Consider the following 23,488-nt stretch of genomic DNA (forward strand, 5'->3'; position numbering starts at 1 on the left):
TTCCATGATGGCCTCTCCTGAAAGAAAAACACCCTGTCAGCGTACCGCTCACAGGGTGGGGGTGACCATCTCATTAGACCCGCACGAGCGCGGGTCATATCAGCATATCAGGCATCCGGCTGGCCGAGCATGGCCTTGAGGTGCTCTTCCAGGCTGGGTTCGGGGGCCTTGAGGGTCGAGAAGAACAACTGCTCTATGCCTACCCTGTCCTGGCTCTTCACGATGAACACCAGCCGGGACTGGGCCTTGCCTTCGGGCCACTCCCCCAGCGCCTGCAACGGATAGAGCTGGCCGTGCACCCCGTGGATCACCACGGGCTGGCTCTCCCCTTCCAGTTGCAATATCCCCTTGAGGCGCAGCAGGGCATCGCCGTATTGCGCCTGCACCGCATCGATGGCGGCCAGCAGGCGGGAAGGCTTGAGCGGCTCACCGATGCGCAGGGAGAAACTTTCGATATTGCCGTGCTCGAAGCGGGTGGGCGCGGCCGTCCCCACCTTGGCGGCAAACGGCGTCATCTTCGGCTGCATGGGCGAAGCCAGCCCCTGTTTCGGGGATTCGGTACGCAGCCAGGCCAGCAACTGGCGCACGTCGCGCCCCGCCGCCTCGTTGTAGGCGCCGAGCCTCTCCAGCACCGCGGGCGAGAGCACCCCATTGCTGACCCGCTGGATGGGGGCTGCCGGATTGAGGGCCGCCAGTTGGGCTTCCACCCGAGCAAGGGTCTCTTCATCCACCAGATCGCCCTTGCTCACCACCAGCAGATCCGCCAGCGCCACCTGTTTGACCGCCTCATATTGAGCGGCCAGCTGCTGCTCGATATGACCGGCATCCACCACGGTGACGGTGCCGTCGAAGCGGTAGCGCTGGGCGATAAAGCCCTCTTCCCTCAACGTGAACAGCACGGGGGCCGGATCGGCCAGACCAGTGGTTTCGATGATCAGCCGTTTGAAGGGTTTGATTTTGCGCTGGATGGCTTTCATGAAGAGCCCCTGCAGCGCCTCCACCAGGGAGCCCTGCACCGAGCAGCAGATGCAGCCGGAATCGAGCAGCACCACCTGCTCGTCCACCTGCTGTACCAGATGGTGATCCAGCCCCACGGAGCCGAACTCGTTGATGAGCACGGCGCACTCCCCGAGCTCGGGCTGCTTGACCCAGTGGTTGAGCAAGGTGGTCTTGCCGCTGCCGAGAAAACCGGTCAGCAGGGTCACGGGGATGCGGGTGTCTTGCATGTCTGTCATCGGGTTGCCCCCCCTCTGATCGGCAGGAGGATGAGTAAGCGAGTGTCTTGCATATCGGTCATGTCAGATCCTTACCGGTTGGCGAACAGGTCGCCGAGCCAACGGTTTTCGAAACGGCCATGGGGGTCAAGCTCCCGCTTCAGGGCCAAGAAGTCGTGCCAGCGCGGCAACAGGGCCGGGAAGTCGTAGAGGTCCATCGCCAGGTGCTTGCCGAAATGGGGAATACCGCCGAGGGGCACCAGCAGTTGCTGCAACTCGCGCATCTGCTCCATGGAGCCCCCGACAAAGGTCCCGTCCGCCGCCAGATAGACCAGAAAACCTATCCAGCACACCGACTTGTCATGGGCGGCACTGAGCCAGGCCACGGAGGGGCCGGTGCAGCGCAGGATGAAGGGGTAGTGCAGCACGCCGGGGTTCGCCTCCTGCCATGCCTGCAGGATTTCAAGGGCCTCCCCCATGCGTTCGAGGGGCACGGCCACCTCGCAGTTGATCTGGGGAGCAGGGATCCCCTTGCAGAGGATCTGGTAGACGTTGCCCACCAGATCCGAGGCGTCCTTGAAGCGGCGTACCGTCTCGAAGTGCTCGCCTGCCCTGGCCTCGTCCTTGGTGTCTCTGGCCATCTTCTGCAGGGTCGCGTCTATGGTGGCATTGAGCGCCAGGTTCATGCGCTCGTCCATGTCTCCCTCCAGCACCAGCGGCTCGCTGCCCCCGGCCCGGTAGCGGGCCACCTCGTCATCGGAGGCGGGATCCACCAGCCAGATGTGGCTCTCGCCGGTCCAGGCGAACCACCAGCTCTTCACGAAGGCGTGCTCCCGGTTGAGGCGCTCGTTGTGTTCCAGCAGGAAGGGGTAGTCAGTGGTGAACTTGGTGCAGCGCATGATGCGGTTGGGCACAGTGTTGAGGGTCACATCCAGCAGGATGCCGAGCATCCCCATGCCCATCACGAAGGCGCCGAAGCGCGGATCGGTGCGATCCACACGGATGATGTCGCCGCTCGCCAGCATCACGGTCAGGGCAGCCACCGCATCGCACAGGGCGGACTGGTGCAGCCCCTGCCCATGGGTGCCGGTACTGAGCGCACCGCCCAGGGTCTGGATACCGATGACGCCGGGGGACGCCGGCAGCATGCGATCCATGGCGATGAGGTCGGCATAGACGGTATCAAGCGGCGTCCCCGCCAGGTAGGTCACCGTATCGGCAGTCTTGTCCAGCTGGCCGCGCAGGTGGTGCAGGTCCACCAGCAGCGCCTGGCTGCCTTCGGCGTAGACACTGTGGATGGGTTCGAAAGAGAGGCCGGAGCCGATGAGCCGCAGCTTGCGCTCGGGGTATTCCCGCAGCAGTTGCTGCAGCTCGTCACGGGTCGTCGGGCGCCACACCTGATCAAGGGCGCCGAGGGGGTTGGTTCTGGACCAGTTGAACAGCACCTCCCGATTGCCAATCGCCTTGATGCTGTGAAATGCCTGGAACCTGACCGTCATACCGCGCCTCATCTGACTTCAAAATGAGCGCCAATTCTACCGAAAAGTGGCTGCCAAGGCATGAAAAACAAGACCCTACAGTCGGGGGTGGATAGGGGGAGCCCCCCTCCCCGCCTCAGCGCGTCTGCTGGGTCAATGCCAGCAACATGCCGAATCCCACCAGCAGGCCCCCGAACACCCGATCGATCCAGTGGCGTACCGCCAGCAGTCGGTCCCGCACCGCAGGGGTGGAGAAGAAGAGCGCCACCGCACCAAACCAGAGGGCGTGCGCCAGCGCGATGAAGGCGCCATAGCCGATCTGGACCGCCAGCGGCGTCTGCGGCTGCACCACCTGCATGAAGAGGCTGACGATGAAGATGGTGGTCTTGGGATTGAGCACATTGGTCAGAAATCCGGTGCGCAGCGCACCCAGACTGGAGAGGGCAGGCTGACAGATGCTCTCTTCATCGGCAGCCGGTTTGGCCCGCAGCATCTTGATGCCGAGGAAGATGAGATAGGCGGCCCCTGCCAGCTTGATGAGGTTGAACAGCCAGAGGGATTGCTGGATCAGCAGGCCCACCCCCAGCAGGGTGTAGGCCACGTGCACGCAGACCCCGGCCGCGATGCCGATCGCCGTCAGCACGCCGGTGCGGCGCGAGAGCAGCAGGCTGTTACGCGACACCATGGCAAAGTCGGGCCCGGGGCTGATGACGGCAAAGAGAGTAATGGCGACAACGGCTAACAGTTCGGTCATGAAAATAGTCCTGATTAGAGGGGATATCGGCTATTTTATTTGCCAACAACACCAATAACGAACGATGATTTCTGACATGAATGGTGAAAAAAACTCACAAAAAGACCTCTCGCTTCCCTCCCTCACCGCCCTGCGCTGTTTCGAGGTGGCTGCCCGCACCGAGCATTTCGGCCGCGCCGCCGACGAACTGCACCTCACCCATGGCGCCATCAGCCGGGCGGTACGACTGCTCGAGGAGGATCTGGGGGTCATGCTGTTCGAGCGGCGCCAGCGCCGGGTCTTTCTGACCGACGCGGGTGAACGGTTCTATCAGGCGGTCAGAGAGGGGCTGGGCAGCATCCGCCAGACGGCGCAGGCCCTGCGCCAGCAGAGCCGTCCCCAGTCGCTGGTGCTCTCCTGCGAACCCACCCTTCTGATGCGCTGGCTGATCCCGCGCTGGCCCGCCTTCCAGGCCCTGCACCCGGAGCTGGACGTACACCTGATGGCGGGCGGCGGCGCCCTCAGCTTTGGCAGCGGCATCGATCTCGCCATCCGGCGCAACGACTTTCACTGGCCTGCCGAGCTCTACAACCAGTTGCTGTTCGAAGAGCGGACCGGCCCTGTCTGCCCGCCGGGCAAGGTGACGCACTTTTTTGAATCCAGGGGGGATGTGCAGGCCCTCAGGCCAACGGCCCCCCGTCTGCACACCAAGACCCGTCCGGGCGCCTGGTTGGAGTGGCAGCAGCACGCAGGCATGTCCGCCGACGAGGAGGTGCCGGGTCAGACCTTCGAGCACTTCTATTTCAGCCTGCAGGCGGCAGTCGCCGGGCTGGGAGTCGCCATCGGCCCCTACCGCCAGGTGTGCGACGATATCGAGGCCGGTCTGCTGGTGGCACCGCTCGGCTTCGTCCCCGACGGCACCGGCTATCACCTGCTCGCCCCCGCCCCTCCCGAACCCGGCAGCCCCCACGACATCCTGGTGAACTGGCTGCACAGCCTGGTGGGCGCGGCCTAGCCCTGGGCGGTGCGCCCGGCAGCGACCTGTATCTCTCCCGCCGTCAGCTCCCGGCAGAACTGGCGTATCGGCATGGGGCGGGCAAACAGGTATCCCTGCAGATACTGGACCCCCTTGCCTCTCAGATAGGCGGCCTGCTGCTCCGTCTCCACCCCTTCGGCCACCAGGGACAACCCCAGCCGTCCCCCAAGGTCGATGACGTTGTCCACGATGTGCTCGGAGAGGGACTCCGTCCCGATACGGCCGATGAAGGAGCGGTCGATCTTGAGATAGTCCACGTGGAATTGCTGCAGATAGATGAGGCTGGAGTGGCCGGTGCCAAAGTCATCGATGGCGAGCTGCACCCCCATCTCGTCGAGCTGGCGAAACAGGGAGAGGGTCTGCGGGCTGGTCACCAGCAGCTCCCGCTCCGTGAGCTCCAGCACCAGCACCACCCGTCCCGGAACGAAGTGGCCGAGGAAGTCGCGGCACTCCGCCACCAGGGAGAGGTCCCGGCAGTGGATGGCACTGATGTTGAAGCTGATGTGAAATGCCTCGGGCAACTGCTCCTGTACCGGGTGGAGTGTCTTGGCCACCGTCTTCATCAGGTTGACCGTCATGGGCACGATCAGGCCAGACTCTTCCGCCTGGGGGATGAAGAGATCGGGGCGGATCAGCCCCTCGGTGGCATGTTGCCAGCGCATCAGTACCTCGGCTCCCACCATCTTGCCGCCCTTGCTGGCGATCAGCGGTTGCAGATAGGGGACAAACTCCCTGGATCGCAGCCCGCGTCTCAGCTCGTCCGTCAGGGCCCCCGGCCGCCCAAGCAGCCACCACACCAGCAGTGAGAGCACCAGCGAACTGGCTCCCAGCCAGATCAGCTGCAGATGGCGAGCCTCCCACAGGGCACGCCAGTAGATCGGCATGGCATAACCGGCGTGGATGGTGAAGGGGTAACGCTGGGAGGCGAGTATCAGGGCAAACTTGCTGTGCAGTTTCGGCGGATCGCTTTGGAAGTGGCCGGACTCATCGAGCCAGGCGGACCCCACCTGCAAGAACAGCTCGCTGGGATCGCTGCTCAGGGTGAGCATGAAACTGAGCTGGCTGCTGTCAATGGCGCTCAGTGCCGCATCACGCCCCCGCTCCTGACGCACCACCAGCAAGGGGTGATTCTTGCGCACCAGGTTGCCGCTCATCAGCAGCAACTTGCGATCCGTGTAGCGGGAGCCGTCATCCACTTCCCTGGCAGGCCCAAACAGCGAGGTGCAGTTGATGATCCCCTGTCGCACCAGATTGATGGAGCGCAGGAACGGCTCCAGCGCCACCCGCTTGCGCAGCAGCAACAGGTTGTCGCTGCAGGAGCGACCGGCCAGCGGCAATACCTCGAGGTTGGCCCGCTCGGCCTGATCCAGCATGCGCTCCAGCAAGGTTCTGGCCTTGCTGGCTGACGCACTGGCATCGTTCTTCAGCTCCTGCTCGTAGCTGTCATGCACCATCCACCCTCCCATCACCAGGGGCAGGGCTAACACCAGCAGGGCACAACCAAGGCGCCACTTCATGCGGGCCAGATCAATCCGGAACAGAAACATAGCAACCACGCCGCAATGCGCGGGCCCGCTTCGCAGGTACCGCGGTATAAAAATGCCCACCAGGAAACGGTGGGGCCATCATGGCCAGACAACGAAAGCGCAACGCGCGTACCAGGCAAATCGACGACGCCGTTGCTGGGCATGGCGGGTCATTATCGCGCAGCCCCCTGAAATGGAAAATGCCGCGTCGAGACGCGGCATTGTTATTTTCAGTGGTCAGACCGGCGAGTCTCAGACCGCTTGCTGCAGGATCACCGCATCGGCCTTCTTGGTGTAGGAGGCGATCTCGTTGAAGTTCAGGTAGCGGTAGGTGTCGGCAGCAGTGGCGTCCAGGGTCTTGGCATACTGCAGGTACTCTTCCACGGTCGGGATCTTGCCGATGATGGCGGCAACCGCGGCCAGCTCCGCAGAAGCCAGATAGACGTTGGCACCCTTGCCCAGACGGTTCGGGAAGTTGCGGGTGGAGGTGGAGACCACGGAGGCCCCTTCCGCCACGCGCGCCTGGTTGCCCATGCAGAGGGAGCAGCCCGGGATTTCGATGCGAGCACCGACCCGACCGAAGATGCCGTAGTAGCCCTCTTCGGTCAGCTGATCCTTGTCCATCTTGGTGGGGGGGGCGATCCACATGCGGGTCGGCAGCTCGCCCTGATACTTCTCGAGCAGTTTGCCAGCGGCGCGGAAGTGGCCGATGTTGGTCATGCAGGAACCGATGAACACCTCGTCAATCTTGTCACCCGCCACGTCGCTCAGCAGACGGGCGTCGTCCGGATCGTTCGGCGCACACAGGATCGGCTCCTTGATGGTGGCCAGATCGATCTCGATGATTTCGGCGTACTCGGCATCCTTGTCCGCTTCCATCAGTACCGGGTTGGCCAGCCACTCTTCCATCCCCTTGATGCGGCGGGTGATGGTGCGCACGTCGCCGTAGCCTTCAGAGAGCATCCACTTCAGCATCACGATGTTCGACTTCAGATACTCGATGATCGGCTCTTTATCCAGCTTGATGGTGCAACCAGCGGCAGAGCGCTCGGCGCTGGCGTCCGCCAGCTCGAATGCCTGCTCCACCTTCAGGGTCGGCAGACCTTCGATCTCGAGGATGCGGCCGGAGAAGATGTTCTTCTTGCCCGCTTTCTCGACGGTCAGCAGCCCTTTCTGGATGGCGGCGTAGGGGATGGCATGGACCAGGTCACGCAGGGTGATGCCCGGCTGCAGCTCGCCCTTGAAGCGCACCAGCACGGATTCCGGCATGTCCAGCGGCATCACGCCGGTGGCGGCGGCGAAGGCCACCAGACCAGAGCCAGCCGGGAAGGAGATGCCGATGGGGAAACGGGTGTGGGAGTCACCACCGGTACCCACGGTATCCGGCAGCAGCATGCGGTTCAGCCAGGAGTGGATGACGCCGTCGCCCGGACGCAGAGAGACACCGCCGCGGTTCATGATGAAGTCCGGCAGGGTGTGGTGGGTCTGCACGTCGATGGGCTTGGGATAAGCGGCGGTGTGGCAGAAGGACTGCATGGTCAGATCGGCAGAGAAGCCGAGGCAGGCGAGATCTTTGAGCTCGTCGCGGGTCATCGGGCCCGTGGTGTCCTGAGAGCCGACCGTGGTCATCTTGGGTTCGCAGTAGGTGCCCGGGCGGATGCCCTCCACGCCACATGCCTTGCCCACCATCTTCTGGGCCAGGGTGAAGCCCTTGCCGGTGTCGGCAACAGGCTGCGGACGACGGAACACGGTGGAGAACGGCAGACCCAGCGCTTCGCGGGCCTTGTCGGTCAGGCCGCGGCCGATGATCAGCGGAATGCGGCCACCGGCGCGCACTTCATCGATCAGCACCTCGGTCTTCAGTTCGAACCGGGCCAGCACCTCGTCGGTGCCGTGGCGGGTGATCTTGCCCTCATAGGGGAAGATGTCGATGACATCGCCCATTTCCAGCTTGGAGACGTCCACTTCGATGGGCAGGGCGCCGGCATCTTCCATGGTGTTGAAGAAGATGGGGGCAATCTTGCCACCGAGGCAGACGCCGCCGGCACGCTTGTTCGGCACGAACGGAATGTCGTCGCCCATGAACCAGAGCACGGAGTTGGTGGCGGATTTACGGGAAGAGCCGGTACCGACCACGTCACCCACGTAAGCCAGCGGGAAGCCCTGCTCTTTCAGGGAATCAATGGTCTTGATGGGGCCGATGACGCCATCCTTGTCCGGGGTGATGCCGGGACGGGCGTTCTTCAGCATCGCCAGGGCGTGCAGCGGAATATCCGGGCGGGACCAGGCGTCCGGCGCCGGCGACAGATCGTCGGTGTTGGTTTCGCCGGTCACCTTGAACACGGTGACGGTGATCTTCTCGGCCAGGGCCGGGCGGTTCAGGAACCACTCGGCGTCAGCCCAGGATTGCAGCACCTGCTTGGCGTGGGCATTGCCCGCCTTGGCCTTCTCTTCCACGTCGTGGAAGGAGTCGAACATCAGCAGGGTGTGAGAGAGGCCCTTGGCGGCAAGAGGAGCCAGGGTCGCATCGTCCAGCAGGTCGATCAGCGGCTGAATGTTGTAACCACCCTGCATGGTACCGAGCAGCTCGACGGCTTCGGCGGCAGTCAGGATGGGGGAATGGGCCTCGCCCTTGGCGACGGCGGTGAGGAAGCCGGCTTTCACATAGGCCGCTTCATCAACACCCGGGGGAATGCGGGAGGACAACAGTTCTTTCAGAAAGTCCTGTTCGCCGGCGGGCGGGTTCTTCAACAGCTCGACCAGGGCGGCGACCTGCTCTGCGTCCAGAGGTTTGGCGACCACGCCTTCGGCGGCACGTTCTGCGACGTGTTTACGGTATGTTTCAAGCACGACTAATTCCTCTTTGGTCTTTTTTTTGGGGTTCGCCCAAGCTCGCGGCGATCGTCCTTGCGGGACACCCGTAGGGTGCCCCCCACTATATAAGTTTTAACGACTAATTAAAATCCAAACCCTGTGCAGTTATTCATCAAACCAGCATAACCATATAAACCAATTAGGTTTTTTTAGAGTGACAAGCCGCCCACCCAAGGTGAGTTAACAAAAAGGCAGCATTTCGCCCTTATTGGAACGTAGTGCCCAATTGCAGATAGAACATGTCGTGTCCCCCCTCCGCCACGCCATAGCCGAGGAAGATGGGACCGAGGAAACTCTCCACCCCCATATAGAGGGAACCCGAGGTATAGGAGGATTCGATACTGATGTCCTCTCCCTTGTCCCAGACCCCCCCTTGCTCGAGGGAGCCCCCGAGGAACAGGGGCGCCTTGAAGGCGCCGAAGTCGTTGTCCGCCACCCGGTAGATGTAGCGCAGCCCGCCGAACAGGCTGTAGCGACCGCTCAACTGGTAATGCTGGAAGCCGGACATGCGGAACAGCCCGCCCAGATCCTGCACGAACAGCGGTACCGTCTCCTGGGAGCTTGAGCCGCCCCCTTCCAGCATCAGGTTGAGGCTGTGCCTGTCCCAGGACCAGGGCTTGATCATCACCAGCCGGTAATTCACCCCCTCGGCCTGCTCGGAGGGCGCGTCCGCGGGGTCGAGATCGACGTAGGAGTAGCCCCCCTTGATGTCCCAGTAGACCCCCTGATAGGGGAAGTAGCGGCTGTCGAGGGTGTCGTGCTCGAAGCGGATGTAGGGTCCCCAGGCGGAGGCATCGGCATCCGCGTTGGTGAGGTTCTGGATCTCCACGCTGCCGATCTTGCCCTCCAGCCCAAGGGAGAAGCGGCTCCAGGGCTGGCGATTCCAGCCGACGGCGAGATCCACGCTGGTGAAGCTGTACTCGGAGTCCAGATAGCTGACCCCGGACGACGACCTGCTCTCTTCCGGGAAGAAGACGCGTCGCTGGGTCTTGTCGTAGGCCAGGCTCGTCTCGCCGAAGTAGGTCTGGGAGGGCTCCAGCGGGGTGTAGAAGTCGGTCTTGAGGTGCTTGGCGGTCCCGAGGGACGCCTCGGTCAGCCACTCGCCTCCCCAGTCGTTGACGTTGGTGAGGGTGTAGGACATGCCGACGTTGTAGTTGGAGCTGCTCTCGAAGTCATCGGAGAAGCCGAGCTGGAAGTTGAGATAACCCGGCCCCCAGTTCTTCTCGCTGGCGTCCACCACCAGCACGTTCTCCCCGTCCCGCTCCTCCACCTCGTAGGTGATGCGATCGAACGACTCCAGGGCGTAGAGGCGACGGATCCCCGCCTCCAGGCTCTCGTAGGTCTGCACCTTGTCCGGACGCACGTTCAGCATGGCCCGCACCGTGTCGTCGGAGAGGCGCGACTTGTTGATGATCTCCACCTTGTCGATGTAGTAGGCGGGCTGGCCGCTGCGCTCGGCGCGCCGGCTCAGCTTGCCGTTGCGATAGTCGGCGTAGGCGGCGGGCGAGAGAGAGAGTGCATCGAGCCGGGCCGCTGCACTGTTGGCGACCGCCTCCCCGATCTTGATCCCCTCCGGCATCAGGGCGAAGTCGGCGATCCCCATGTTGCCGAACTCGGGGGTCAGCAGGATGTCCCTGGGGCCCAGCAGCGCCTTCTGCTTTTCGGTCCCCACCTGGGTCATGTAGGTGGTGAGCTGATCGATCATGGCCAATCCCGACTTGAGGGACTCCCGGGTACGCAGCTTGGCGCTGATGTCCACCGCGATCACCACGTCGGCCCCCATGGCCTTGGCCACGTCCACCGGCATGTTGTTGACCGTGCCACCATCGGCCAGGATGCGGCCGTCCCAGTCCACCGGCTTGAGGGCACCGGGAATGGACATGGAGGCCTGCATCGCCTTGGCGAGGCTGCCGTGATCCAGCACGAAGGGGGTCACCGTCTCCATGTCGGTCGCCACCGCGCGATAGGGGATAGGCAGGTTGTCGAAGCTCTTTTGCGCCGGCAGGTTGGAGGTGGCGTGGCGCAGCAGGCTGGCCATGGACTGTCCCTGGAAGAAGCCGTGCGGCAGCTGGGTCTGGTCACCGTTGACCCCGATGTCGGTGCGCAGCTGGTACTTCTCGGTCTGCTGCTTCTTGCGCAGGGATAGCTCGTCGCGCCCCACCTTGTCCTGATAGCCCTTGTTCCAGTCGATGGCCAGCGTCGTGCGCTCCACCTCCTCGGCGCTGAGCCCCATGGCATACATGCCCGCCACATAGGAGCCCATGCTGGTCCCGACGATGATGTCCACCGGGATGTGCTTTGCCTCCAGCACCTTGAGCACCCCGATATGGGCCGACCCCTTGGCCCCGCCGCCGCTCAGTACCAGGGCGATCCTCGGACGCTCCATCTTGGTTGCCCCCGGGTTTCTGGCCGAAGGCGCGGGATCATTGGCTCCGGCCGCCGCCATGAACGGCAGGGTCGCCAGCAGGAGCACGAGCAGGTGGGTCCATCCCCGATGAAAGATGCGCATATGAGAGTCCATAAATCCGGTGCGAGTCGAGCGGGCAGGCCGCCAGTCAGGTGCAGCCTACTATAAGTGCAAGCACTTTAACCGCAAGCCGGGGTGCTGGCGAGGGGTCGCCCCGCTTGCGACGATGTCTCGGCAAAATCGGGCGCCAATCCAGCCCAATCCGGGTGTGAGCGCAAACGTTAATCGACAATAAAGGCCCCCACCGCCTCAAGAGCGCGCCAAATCAGCCGCTATTATGAGTTCAACCCTGGTTCACACTTACGAGTCACCCTTATGTTCGCAAGCCTGACACTGAAACAGAAAATTCTGGCCACCGTCATCCTCGCCGTGGCCCTCTCCTGCCTGCTGGTGGGCTATTTCAGCCAGCGTTCTGCCCAGCAGCTGATCGAGGACCGCATGTTCGAGCAGGAGCTGCCCAACCTGACCCAGCGCATCGGCAAGGAGATCGAAAAGGATCTCACCTCGGTCGCCAATGCCGCCAGACAGCTTGCCAACGACCGCTTCGTGCTGGACTGGGTCGAGCGCGGCATGCCCAAGGAGCAGGAGTCCATCCTCATCAACCAGCTCAAGGACATGACGAGCCAGTATGGTCTGGTCACCGCCTCCTTCGCCGATCGTCAGAGTGCCGCCTACTACAACCAGGACGGTTTTCTGCGCATCCTGAACCACGAGCAGGACAACTGGTTCTATGACTACACCAAGAGCCGCCAGGATCTGATGCTTAGCATCTTTCGGGAGAGCAACGGCGAGGTGAAACTGTTCGTCAACTTCCAGCAACTCGACGGACGCGGCCTCGCCGGCCTCGCCAAATCCCTCGACAGCATGGTCAGCATGCTCGCCAACTTCCGCATCGGCGACAGCGGCTTCGTCTTCATGACAGACGGCAGCGGCAAGGTGAAGCTGCACCCCGACGCCGCCCGCATCGATCGGGACAACCTGACCCAGCTGGCCAGCGGCAGTAGCACCAACCTGCTCAACAAGCAGCCCTTTGCCGCCACCCATGCCGAGGTCGACGGCCAGCCAGTAATCCTGGCCAGCAGCTACATCCCCCTGCTCGACTGGTATCTGGTGGCCCAGGTGCCGGAGGCCGAGATTTATGCCGAACTGGACAGAGCGCGCCTGCACATGGTGCTGGTCAGCCTGGCCATCGCCGTCGGCATGGGGCTGCTCGGCGTTCTCCTGGCGGGCTCCGTGAGCCGCCCCCTCAACGAACTGGCCCGCCTGTTCCGCGAACTCGGCAGCGGTGATGGCGACCTCACCCATCGCCTCAAGGTCGATGGCCGTGACGAACTGGCCCAGGTGGCGACCGGCTTCAACAACTTTGTCGCCAAGATCCACGGCTCCATCGAACAGGTGGCGAGCAACTCCCGCCAGCTCGCCGCCACCGCCAACGAGGTGGCAGCCAAAGCCCAGCTCACCCAGCACAACTGCACCGCCCAGCGGGATCGCACCGTCCAGGTCGCTACCGCCATCCACGAGATGGGGGCCACCGTCACCGAGATCGCCGGCAATGCGTCTCTCGCCGCCGACGTCGCCAAGCAGGCCAACGAGCAGGCCGATGCGGGGGCCCAGGTTGTCGCCCAAGCCCGTCACGGCATCGTCGGCCTCTCCGGTGAAATCGAACAGGTCGCCGGGGTTATCGAGTCCCTGGCGAGCCAGACCGACTCCATCGGCAGCATCCTCGACACCATCCGCAGCATCTCGGAGCAGACCAACCTGCTGGCCCTCAACGCCGCCATCGAGGCCGCCCGCGCCGGCGAGCAGGGCCGTGGCTTCGCCGTGGTAGCCGACGAGGTGCGCAACCTCGCCAGCCGCTCCGCCGCCTCCACCGCCGAGATCCAGGGCATGATCAACAGCCTCCAGGAGCAGAGCGCCCGCGCCGTCAGCGCCATGGCCCTGGGCCGCAACCAGAGCCTGCGGGTGGTGACCCAGGCCGACGAGGCCAACGGCGCCCTCGACCAGATCACCGGGCACATCACCCAGATCAGCGACATGAACATCCAGGTCGCTACCGCCACCGAAGAGCAGTCGAGCGTGGTGGGCGAACTCAACCGCAACGTGGAGGACATCAACCAGCTCACCATGGAGACCGCCGATATCGCCCATCACCTGACCGAGTCGAGCCGCAACCTGCAGCACCTCTCCGGCGAGCTCGACAAGCTGGTCGGCAACTTCCGCCTCTGAGCGTCCGGCACCTCTTCCTGACCCACACCAGGGCGCTTCGGCGCCCTTCTTCATGACCACGGCAAGCCGTGACGCACGGGGGATACACCGTCTCCCACCGCCCTGCCACATGCCTCATAATCAGGAAAACGCGAGGAGGTATGATGGGCAAGCTGGTCGTGATGATAGTGCTGGGGGGGCTGCTCAGTGCCTGCAGCAGCGGGCCCGTGCGGGTGCACGGGGCCGATGTGAGCGTGGACGATACCCGGATCCGGGTCAGTGATGGGGATCGCGGAGGATACGGTACCTTCTGCCCACCGGGACAGGCCAAGAAGGGGCGCTGCTGACCGCTGGGTGCCGAAAGACAGACAACAAAAAGCCGCTCCATGGAGCGGCTTTTCTTATGAAACGGGCAGAAGATTATTTTTTCTTCTTGGCCTTGGCGTTCGGCAGGTCGGTGATGGAGCCTTCGAACACTTCGGCAGCCAGACCCACGGACTCGTGCAGAGTCGGGTGAGCATGGATGGTCAGCGCGATGTCTTCGGCGTCGGCACCCATCTCGATGGCCAGACCGATTTCACCCAGCAGTTCACCGCCGTTGGTACCCACGATGGCACCACCGATGACGCGGCCGCTCTCCTTGTCGAAGATCAGCTTGGTCATGCCGTCGGAGCAGTCGGACGCGATGGCGCGACCGGAAGCAGCCCACGGGAAGGTGGCGACTTCGAAGTTCAGACCCTGTTGCTTGGCTTCCTTCTCGGTCAGACCCACCCAGGCCATCTCCGGCTCGGTATAGGCGATGGACGGAATCACTTTCGGGTCGAAGTAGTGCTTCTTGCCGGCGATGACTTCGGCCGCCACGTGGCCTTCGTGTACACCCTTGTGGGCCAGCATGGGCTGACCGACGATGTCGCCGATGGCGTGGATGTGGGCCACGTTGGTACGCAGCTGCTTGTCCACCTCGATGAAACCGCGCTCGTTGACGGCAACACCGGCCTTCTCGGCATCCAGCATCTTGCCGTTCGGCACACGGCCTACGGCAACCAGCACGTTGTCGTAGCGAACCGGCTCGGCCGGGGCGTGCTTGCCTTCGTAGGAGACGTACAGGCCGTCTTCACGGGCTTCAACGGCGGTGACCTTGGTCTCCAGCATGATGTTGAATTTCTTGGCAACGCGCTTGGTGTAGATCTTGACGATGTCTTTGTCGGCAGCCGGTACCAGCTGGTCGGCAAATTCCACCACGTCGATCTCGGAACCCAGGGAGGAGTACACGGTACCCATCTCCAGACCGATGATGCCGCCACCGATGACCAGCAGCTTGCCAGGAACGGTCGTCAGTTCCAGCGCATCGGTAGAGTCCCATACGCGGGGGTCGTCATGGGGGATGAACGGCAGCTTCACCGGACGGGAACCGGCGGCGATGATGGCGTTGTCGAAGGTGACGGTGGTCTTGCCGTCGGCGCCTTCCACTTCCAGCGTGTTCGGACCGGTGAACTTGCCGAAGCCGTTCACGACCTGGACTTTACGCATCTTGGCCATGCCAGCCAGACCGCCGGTCAGCTGGTTGATGACCTTCTCTTTCCACAGACGCACCTTGTCGATGTCGGTCTGCGGGGCACCGAAGACGATGCCGTGCTCGGCCAGCGCCTTGGCTTCTTCAATGACTTTGGCGACGTGCAGCAGTGCCTTGGACGGGATGCAACCCACGTTCAGGCAGACGCCACCCAGGGTGGAGTAACGCTCGACGATAATGGTATCCAGACCCAAGTCAGCCGCACGGAAGGCAGCGGAATAACCGGCAGGGCCAGCACCCAGTACTACGACCTGGGTTTTGATTTCTTTACTCATCATGACCTCTTTGTCGTTCTTATATCCCCGGACAGCACAGTCTTATGCCAAACAAGGCCGCTGCAGCCGTGAAAAAAACGGGGCAAGTTTACAATCCTGTTAACGAAATGAGAAGCAAAAAGGGCGGGCTCTGGGCCCGCCCTCTCACTTACAGGACCAGTCGACGAATGTCGGACAACACACCACTCAGGGTGGTGATGAAGCGGGCACCGTCGGCGCCATCGATGACGCGGTGGTCGTAGCTCAGAGCCAGCGGCAGCATCAGGCGCGGCACGAACTCTTTACCGTTCCACTTCGGCTTCATCTCGGACTTGGAGACGCCCAGGATGGCCACTTCCGGCGCGTTGACGATCGGGGTAAAGCTGGTACCGCCGATGCCACCCAGGCTGGAGATGGTGAAGCAACCGCCCTGCATGTCGGCAGCGGTCAGCTTGCCAGCACGGGCCTTCTTGGAGATCTCGGCCAGATCGCGGGACAGCTCGTGGATGCCCTTCTTGTTGACGTCGCGAACCACCGGAACCACCAGACCGTTGGGGGTATCCACCGCCACACCGATGTGGATGTACTTCTTCATGATCAGCTTGCTGCCGTCTTCGGACAGGGCGCTGCAGAAGCGCGGATGGGCTTCCAGGGCCTTGGCGGCCGCCTTCAGGATGAACACCAGCGGGGTGATCTTCACGTCCAGCTTCTGCTTCTCGGCCAGGATGTTCTGCTCTTTGCGGAACGCTTCCAGATCCGTGGTATCGGCTTCGTCGAACTGGGTGACATGGGGGATCATGGCCCAGTTGCGGTGCAGGGCAGGACCGGAGATCTTCTGGATACGGGTCAGTTCCAGCTCTTCGACAGGGCCGAACTTGCTGAAATCAACCTTCGGCCAGGCCACGACGCTCATGCCGTTGCCAGTGCCGGTGCCGGCAGCCGGAGCGGACTCGGCGCGCTTGACCGCATCCTTCACGTAAGCCTGCACGTCTTCTTTGACGATGCGACCCTTGCGACCGGAGGCTTTCACCTTGGCCAGGTTGACACCGAACTCGCGCGCCAGACGGCGTACTGCCGGGGAGGCGTGGACGTAGGCGTCGTTGGCGACGAAATCGGAGGCGGCAGCAGCCTGGGCAACCGGCGCAGGAGCGGCGGCAGCCGGTGCGGCAGCAACGGGCGCTGCGGCAGGAGCCGGAGCAGCCACGGCAGCCGGAGCGGCACCCGCCACTTCGAATACCATGATCAGGGAACCGGTGGAGACCTTGTCACCCGCCTTCACCTTGATCTCCTTGACCACACCGGCGAACGGCGCAGGCACTTCCATGGAGGCCTTGTCGCCTTCCACGGTGATCAGGGACTGGTCGGCTTCAACCTTGTCACCCACGGCGACCATGATTTCGGTCACTTCCACTTCGTCACCGCCGATGTCCGGCACGTTGACGTCCTTGGCACCGGCGGCAACCGGAGCAGCGGCAGCCACGGGGGCAGCAGCAGGAGCCGGCGCAGCAACAGCGGCCGGGGCTGCGCCCGCCACTTCGAAGACCATCACCAGGGAGCCGGTAGAAACCTTGGCGCCGGCGGCAACCTTGATCTCGACCACGCGACCGGCGAACGGTGCCGGCACTTCCATGGAGGCCTTGTCACCTTCCACGGCGATGATGGACTGGTCGGCTTCAACCATGTCGCCCACGGCAACCATGATCTCAGTTACTTCGACTTCGTCACCACCGATGTCCGGCACGTTGACGTCCTGGCGAGCGGCAGCAGCAGGAGCGGCGGCCGGCGCGGCAGCAACCGGGGCAGCAGCCTGGGCCGGAGCCGGTGCGGCAGCACCCTCGGCTTCGAAGACCATGATCTGGGAACCGGTGGCAACCTTGTCGCCCACCTTGATCAGGATCTCTTTGACGATACCGGCGGCCGGAGCCGGGACTTCCATGGAGGCCTTGTCACCTTCCACGGCGATCAGGGACTGGTCCAGCTCGACCTTGTCACCCACGGCCACCATGATCTCGGTGACTTCAACTTCATCAGCACCGATATCCGGCACCATAATCTGTTTGGACATTGCGCTTTATCCTCTTGCGTGCATCCGCGTGGCTGCCTGAGCATCACCACGCGCATCCCGCGTTATCCGTTTAAACCCAGGCAAGGTCGCGCCGGATACCCGGCGCGACACTCAATCCTCTTACGCGTACAGCGGGTTGACCTTGTCGGCATCGATGCCGTACTTGGCGATGGCTTCGGCCACAACCTGCTTGTCTACCTCGCCGCGCTTGGCCAGTTCGGTCAGGGCAGCAACCACTACGTAGAACTCGTTCACTTCGAAGTGACGACGCAGGTTGGCACGGCTGTCGGAGCGGCCGTAACCGTCGGTACCCAGTACACGGTAGTTCTCGGTCGGAACGAAGGCACGCACCTGATCGGCGAAGGACTTCATGTAGTCAGTCGCAGCGATGGTGGCTTCGCTGCCCAGTACCTGAGCGATGTAGGGCACACGCGCTTCGGCGGTCGGGTGCAGCATGTTCCAGCGATCCGCGTCCTGACCGTCACGAGCCAGTTCGTTGAAGGAGGTGACGCTGAACACGTCGGAACCCACGCCGTACTCGCTGGCCAGGATCTGGGCGGCAGTACGCACGTGACCCAGGATGGAACCACAACCCAGCAGCTGTACCTTAGCCTTGGTGCCGGCCACGGTTTCCAGCTTGTAGATACCCTTGCGGATGCCTTCCTCGGCGCCTTCCGGCATGGCCGGCATGGCATAGTTCTCGTTCAGGGTAGTGATGTAGTAGAACACGTTCTCCGGGTTCTCACCGTACATGCGGCGCAGGCCGTCCTGTACGATCACTGCCACTTCATAGGCGTAGGACGGGTCGTAGGAGATGCAGTTCGGGATGGTGTTGGCCAGGATGTGGCTGTGACCATCTTCGTGCTGCAAGCCCTCTCCGTTAAGAGTGGTACGACCGGAGGTCGCGCCCAGCAGGAAGCCACGGGCTTGCTGGTCACCGGCTGCCCACGCCATGTCGCCGATCCGCTGGAAGCCGAACATGGAGTAGTAGATGTAGAACGGGATCATCGGGCAGTCGTTGGTGCTGTAAGAGGTGGCAGCAGCCAGCCAGGAGGACATGGCGCCCAGCTCGTTGATACCGTCTTGCAGAACCTGACCCTGCTTGTCTTCCTTGTAGTAGGAGACGATGTCGCGGTCTTGCGGGGTGTACTGCTGACCGTGCGGGCTGTAGATACCGATCTGGCGGAACAGACCTTCCATACCAAAGGTACGGGCTTCGTCAGCCAGGATCGGGACGATGCGCTTGCCGATGGACTTGTCTTTCAGCATCACGTTCAGGGAACGCACGAACGCCATGGTGGTGGAGATTTCGCGCGCCTGTTCACCCAGCAGCGGACCGAAGGCATCCAGCGCCGGGATTTCCAGCTTGGTGGTGCTCTCGCGCAGACGGGTCGGTACATAGCCCTTCAGTGCGGCACGGCGGGCGTGCAGGTACTTGTGCTCTTCGGTACCCTCTTCGATCTTCAGGTACGGCAGGTTTTCCAGCTGCTCGTCGGTGACCGGCAGGTTGAAACGATCGCGCAGGTGACGCACGGAGCCCAGATCCATCTTCTTGACCTGGTGAGCGATGTTCTTGCCTTCGGCCGCTTCGCCCATGCCATAGCCCTTGATGGTCTTGGCCAGGATCACGGTCGGCTTGCCCTTGGTCTGTGCAGCTTTGGAGAAGGCGGCGAACAGTTTGCGGGGGTCGTGACCACCGCGGTTCAGGGCGAAGATCTCCTCGTCGGTCATGTCTTTGACCAGCGCGGCGGTTTCCGGGTAACGGTTGAAGAAGTGCTCGCGCACGTAGGCACCGTCACGGGACTTCATGGTCTGGTAGTCACCATCCACGGTCTCGTTCATCAGCTGGATCAGCTTGCCGGAAGTGTCTTTCTTCAGCAGCTCATCCCACTTGCGACCCCAGATGACCTTGGTCACGTCCCAGCCAGCGCCGGCGAACAGACCTTCCAGCTCGTTGATGACCTTGCCGTTGCCGACAACCGGACCATCCAGACGCTGCAGGTTGCAGTTGACCACGAACACCAGGTTGTCGAGCTTTTCACGCACGGCAACAGTCAGGGCACCCTTGGCTTCCGGCTCGTCCATCTCGCCGTCACCCAGGAAGGCGTAAACGGTCTGCTCGGAGCAATCCTTGATGCCACGGTCGGTCAGGTACTTCAGGAAACGCGCCTGATAGATGGCGGCGATGGGGCCCAGACCCATGGAAACGGTCGGGAACTGCCAGAATTCCGGCATCAGTTTCGGGTGCGGGTAGGAAGGGATACCCTTGCCATCCACTTCCTGACGGAAGTTGTCCAGCTGCTCTTCGGTCAGGCGACCTTCGGCGAATGCGCGGGCGTAGATGCCCGGGGAGATGTGACCCTGGAAGTAGACCAGATCGCCACCGTCCTTCTCGTTGCGGGCACGGAAGAAGTGGTTGTAGCAGACTTCATAGATGGTCGCGGAAGAAGCGAAGGAAGACATGTGACCACCCAGGTCCAGATCTTTCTTGGAAGCGCGCAGCACGATCATCATGGCGTTCCAGCGGATGATGGCGCGAATGCGGCGTTCCATTTCCAGGTCGCCCGGGTAAGCCGGCTCGTCGCTGGACGGGATGGTGTTGATGTAGTCGCGGTTTGCCTTGGCAGCCACGTCCACACCGCTTGCGCGGGCTTTCTCGGCCAACTGTTCAAGGATGAACTGAGCGCGTTGCGGACCCTCTTCACGCAGCAGGGATTCCAGAGAGGCAAGCCACTCCAGCGTTTCTATCGGGTCCACATCGTTCTTCAGGATATCAGACATGGCTGGTTCCTATGTTGTTGTGATTGCACGGCATTGCACGGCGAAGGGCGCAAGCATTCGACAATTAAGAAAGCCTTGTGGGATTAGTTTTCCTGCTGACGGATCCGACGCATGGATCGCTGGATCCGGCTGTCTTCCCTCTGCATATCCAACAAGGTGTCCTCGATAAAGGCCAGGTGCTCATGACAAGCAGCCCTGGCCCGCTCCGGAGCCCCCGACAGGATAGCCTCGATCAGGCTCGCACGATGGCGACGGATCTTGGCGACCACTCCCGGACGGCGATTCAAAATTTCGTTATTGCGTAAAATGTTCTGCTCGAGCATGGGGCCCATGGCCCGCAACAGGTGCAGCAGCACCACGTTGTGGGAGGCCTCGGCCACGGCCAGATAGAACTGGGTCACGGCGGCCGATTCGACCACCAGCGAGCCTTGCTGGCCGGCTTCTTCGATGGCGGCTTGCGCCAGGCGAATCCGTTCGAAATCAGCCTCGGTGCCCCGCAGCGCAGCATAGTAGGCACAGATGCCTTCCAGCGCGTGACGAAACTCCAGCAGGTCGTACTGGGCTTCCGGGTGAGTGCTGAGCAGTTCGAACAGAGGGTCGGCGATCCCCTTGCTCAGGGCATTTTGTACGTAAGTGCCACCGCCCTGACGACGATACAAGAGTCCTCTCGCTTCCAGGCGCTGGATGGCTTCGCGCAAGGAAGGGCGCGACACCTGAAACTGCATGGCGAGTTCCCGCTCGGGCGGCAACTTCTGGCCCGGCTGCAGGCTGCCTTCCAGAATCATGCTTTCCAGCTCGGCGACAATGGCGTCGGCCAGCTTGGGCTGAGTTATCTTGATATAGGGCATGAGGCTACTTTGTTAAATTGGTATTACCAATTTTATGGTTGGGGCGAAAATTAGCAGAGGGCTTGAAAAAAGTCCACCCAAAAGATGATCTGAATCAAGAAGCTCGGTTGCCACTTTAGGGGTAAAAACGCGGAATCATGATATAGCTCATAGAAAATGGTCTGACCAATATTTGTGAGCTTGCTCACCGATAACATTTGTTCAACAGCATGAAAAATGGCTTGCTAGACAAGGCAAGCCATTGATTCTAAAAACACAAAATAATTTTTAGATTTTTCACTCAAAGTGAAGCTTTTCCCGATAGCGGGGCCATTCGAAACTGTCACCCGGATCCGTCTTGCGGCCCGGCGCGATGTCACAGTGGCCGACAATACGGTCCGCCGTGATGGCGGGATAACGGTGAACAATCGCCCGGCTGAGGTCCGACAGCACCTCGTATTGCTTGTCGCTGTAAGGAAGCTCGTCGGTTCCTTCCAGTTCGATCCCGATGGAAAAATCGTTGCACGCCTCCCTCCCCTCCCAGCTCGAGACTCCCGCATGCCATGCCCTGGCGCCAAAAGGCACGTACTGAACCAGTTCCCCATCGCGGCGGATCAGGCAGTGGGCCGAGACCCTCAGTTGATGAATACCGGCGAAATAGGGGTGAGCACCGGGATCGAGGCGCCCCAGAAACAGATCGTCGATAAAGGGGCCACCAAACTGCCCGGGGGGCAGGCTGATGCCGTGTATCACCAGCAAGGAGACATCCTCCGGGCTGAGCCTCTCATTGTGATGGGGGGAAGGCACCTTGCGGGCCTGCTCGCACCATCCTTCTCGATCGATGGAAAACAGGGTTGTGGGTTGTGTCATCGTCTGCTCGACTCACAAATGGAAGCGATGTGCCTCTGGCGGGATGGGAAAACTGGGAACAAGTCTCTGAATTCATGGATAACGCTATGTTAGGCTGAGCCATTCACTCGCGCGATATGGGACACACTATGCACCCGATGGCACGCCGTCTCTGGCTGCTCGCCTGGCTCTCGCTGCTGGGTCTGCTGACCCTCTACTTTCATGGTCGTGAACAACCGTCGGTGACCGCCAGCGGCGATCTGCTGCTCAGGGCCGATGCCAGCGGCCATTATCGTCTGGAGGGTGCCATCAACGACCAGCCGGTGCAACTGCTGCTGGACACAGGAGCAACCAGGGTGACCATACCGAGCCAGGTGGCCGCCCGGCTCGGCCTCGTCGCCACGGGCCGCAGCCGTGTCAACACGGCAGCCGGAGAGATCCAGGTCGAAACCGGCCGGATCGAAAGTCTGGCGATGGGTCCGCTGACCCTGTACGATTTGTCCGTCTTTATCAATCCGGCTGCCGACGGGGAGGAGATCCTGGTGGGCATGAATGCCCTGGGCAGGCTGGAATTGCGCCAGAAAGACAGGCAATTGCTTCTCAGACCCTTGCAGGAATAAGGCATGTTACAACAGGACATCCGCCGCGCCGTGCGCGCCGCACTTCTCGAAGACTTGGGCGATGCCCTCACCGCGCTGGATCAACCGGATGCCAGCGCCGACATCACGGCCCAGCTGATCCCGGCCGATCGCATCTCGACCGCGCGAGTCATCACCCGCGAGGCGGGCGTCTTCTGCGGCCAGCCCTGGGTCGACGAGGTGTTTGCCCAGCTCGGTGGCGAAGTGAAGGTCGAGTGGAAAGTGCAAGATGGTGAACGCCTTGCCCCCAATCAGGAGCTGTTCCGCCTCCATGGCCCCGCCCGCGTGCTGCTGACCGGCGAGCGCAATGCGCTGAACTTCGTGCAGACCCTTTCCGGGGTCGCCACCCTGACCGCACGTTATGTAGCCGAGCTGGAAGGCACTGACTGCCGCCTGCTCGATACCCGCAAGACCCTGCCAGGCCTTCGCAGCGCCCAGAAGTATGCGGTCACCTGCGGCGGCGGCAAAAACCACCGCATCGGTCTGTTTGATGCCTACCTCATCAAGGAGAACCACATTCTCGCCTGCGGCGGCATCCCTGAAGCAATCAGCGAAGCGCGCCGTCTCAATCCGGACAAACCGGTGGAAGTCGAGGTCGAATCCCTGGCCGAGCTGGAGCAGGCCCTGGCCGCACGGGCCGACATCGTGATGCTGGACAACTTCGACATCCCCATGATGCAGGAAGCCGTTCGCCTCAATCAGGGCAGAGCCAAGCTGGAAGTCTCCGGCAACGTCACCCTCGATACCCTTGCCGGATACGCCGCGACCGGGATCGACTTCATCTCGGTGGGAGCGCTGACCAAGCATGTGCGGGCACTGGATCTCTCCATGCGCTTTGTCGAGGCTTGAGCAAGCCCCATCCGTTGCTCGTGCCCAAAAATATTACAGGGCTCGAAACTTGCAAAAGGCGCCATCGGCGCCTTTTCTTTATGCAGGATCCCTCGACATAAGGAGTGTGAAGATGGGCC

At 62.3% G+C, this 23,488-nt stretch carries 16 protein-coding genes; 5 read left to right on the forward strand and 11 right to left on the reverse strand.

Annotated features, from left to right (window positions below; translation table 11 throughout):
* Window positions 1-107: 107 nt before the first annotated feature.
* From PG892_RS04865 to PG892_RS04875, 3 genes are all read right to left on the reverse strand, one after another.
* Window positions 108-1,235, reverse strand: a complete 1,128-nt coding sequence (locus PG892_RS04865; RefSeq protein ID WP_052814473.1) for a CobW family GTP-binding protein — start codon at window positions 1,233-1,235, stop codon at window positions 108-110.
* 71 nt (window positions 1,236-1,306) lie between these two features.
* Window positions 1,307-2,713 (reverse strand): D-arabinono-1,4-lactone oxidase, encoded by a 1,407-nt coding sequence (locus tag PG892_RS04870; protein WP_048208545.1) that lies wholly within the window; start codon window positions 2,711-2,713, stop codon window positions 1,307-1,309.
* A gap of 115 nt (window positions 2,714-2,828) precedes the next feature.
* Window positions 2,829-3,446 carry a LysE family transporter gene (locus PG892_RS04875; protein WP_010675804.1) on the reverse strand — a complete coding sequence of 206 codons (618 nt, stop codon included), beginning with the start codon at window positions 3,444-3,446 and terminating at the stop codon, window positions 2,829-2,831.
* A gap of 76 nt (window positions 3,447-3,522) precedes the next feature.
* On the opposite strand from PG892_RS04875, the gene PG892_RS04880 reads away from it, so the two are divergent.
* Complete coding sequence (locus tag PG892_RS04880) at window positions 3,523-4,440, forward strand: LysR family transcriptional regulator (RefSeq protein WP_052814472.1); 918 nt, start codon at window positions 3,523-3,525, stop codon at window positions 4,438-4,440.
* Here PG892_RS04880 and PG892_RS04885 read toward each other — a convergent pair.
* From PG892_RS04885 to PG892_RS04895, 3 genes are all read right to left on the reverse strand, one after another.
* Entirely contained in the window at window positions 4,437-6,008 is a 1,572-nt protein-coding gene (locus PG892_RS04885; protein WP_052814471.1) for an EAL domain-containing protein, read from the reverse strand. The genes PG892_RS04880 and PG892_RS04885 overlap by 4 nt on opposite strands.
* 231 nt (window positions 6,009-6,239) lie before the next feature.
* Complete coding sequence (gene acnB / locus PG892_RS04890; RefSeq protein ID WP_043154124.1) at window positions 6,240-8,837, reverse strand: bifunctional aconitate hydratase 2/2-methylisocitrate dehydratase; 2,598 nt, start codon at window positions 8,835-8,837, stop codon at window positions 6,240-6,242.
* Window positions 8,838-9,066: 229 nt separating this feature from the next.
* Entirely contained in the window at window positions 9,067-11,370 is a 2,304-nt protein-coding gene (locus PG892_RS04895) for a patatin-like phospholipase family protein (protein WP_043154122.1), read from the reverse strand.
* Window positions 11,371-11,643: 273 nt separating this feature from the next.
* On the opposite strand from PG892_RS04895, the gene PG892_RS04900 reads away from it, so the two are divergent.
* Window positions 11,644-13,554 (forward strand): methyl-accepting chemotaxis protein, encoded by a 1,911-nt coding sequence (locus tag PG892_RS04900; RefSeq protein WP_052814470.1) that lies wholly within the window; start codon window positions 11,644-11,646, stop codon window positions 13,552-13,554.
* 143 nt (window positions 13,555-13,697) lie between these two features.
* A complete protein-coding gene (locus PG892_RS04905) occupies window positions 13,698-13,880 on the forward strand; it encodes a hypothetical protein (protein ID WP_017779057.1) in 183 nt (60 codons plus the stop codon).
* Between the two features lie 73 nt (window positions 13,881-13,953).
* Here PG892_RS04905 and lpdA read toward each other — a convergent pair whose 3' ends face one another.
* From lpdA to ampD, 5 genes are all read right to left on the reverse strand, one after another.
* Window positions 13,954-15,381 (reverse strand): dihydrolipoyl dehydrogenase, encoded by a 1,428-nt coding sequence (gene lpdA, locus PG892_RS04910; RefSeq protein WP_010675812.1) that lies wholly within the window; start codon window positions 15,379-15,381, stop codon window positions 13,954-13,956.
* A 148-nt stretch (window positions 15,382-15,529) separates the two neighbouring features.
* Window positions 15,530-17,425, reverse strand: a complete 1,896-nt coding sequence (gene aceF / locus PG892_RS04915) for a pyruvate dehydrogenase complex dihydrolipoyllysine-residue acetyltransferase (RefSeq protein WP_052814469.1) — start codon at window positions 17,423-17,425, stop codon at window positions 15,530-15,532.
* Between the two features lie 120 nt (window positions 17,426-17,545).
* Window positions 17,546-20,206, reverse strand: coding sequence for a pyruvate dehydrogenase (acetyl-transferring), homodimeric type (gene aceE / locus PG892_RS04920; protein WP_039040509.1), 2,661 nt, complete (start codon window positions 20,204-20,206; stop codon window positions 17,546-17,548).
* Between the two features lie 83 nt (window positions 20,207-20,289).
* Complete coding sequence (gene pdhR, locus PG892_RS04925; RefSeq protein ID WP_052814468.1) at window positions 20,290-21,054, reverse strand: pyruvate dehydrogenase complex transcriptional repressor PdhR; 765 nt, start codon at window positions 21,052-21,054, stop codon at window positions 20,290-20,292.
* A 276-nt stretch (window positions 21,055-21,330) separates the two neighbouring features.
* The gene (ampD, locus tag PG892_RS04930) at window positions 21,331-21,903 is read right to left on the reverse strand and encodes a 1,6-anhydro-N-acetylmuramyl-L-alanine amidase AmpD (RefSeq protein WP_039040507.1); all 573 of its coding nucleotides are present in this window, start codon (window positions 21,901-21,903) and stop codon (window positions 21,331-21,333) included.
* A gap of 128 nt (window positions 21,904-22,031) precedes the next feature.
* Between ampD and PG892_RS04935 the strand changes: the two genes are divergently transcribed.
* Together PG892_RS04935 and nadC are read left to right on the forward strand one after the other, a co-directional pair.
* Window positions 22,032-22,502, forward strand: a complete 471-nt coding sequence (locus tag PG892_RS04935; RefSeq protein ID WP_042015101.1) for a retropepsin-like aspartic protease family protein — start codon at window positions 22,032-22,034, stop codon at window positions 22,500-22,502.
* 3 nt (window positions 22,503-22,505) lie between these two features.
* Window positions 22,506-23,369 (forward strand): carboxylating nicotinate-nucleotide diphosphorylase, encoded by an 864-nt coding sequence (gene nadC / locus PG892_RS04940; protein WP_052814467.1) that lies wholly within the window; start codon window positions 22,506-22,508, stop codon window positions 23,367-23,369.
* Window positions 23,370-23,488 lie beyond the last annotated feature (119 nt).

The sequence above is a fragment of the Aeromonas sp. QDB68 genome (assembly GCF_027707405.1).
Lineage (GTDB): Bacteria > Pseudomonadota > Gammaproteobacteria > Enterobacterales > Aeromonadaceae > Aeromonas > Aeromonas caviae.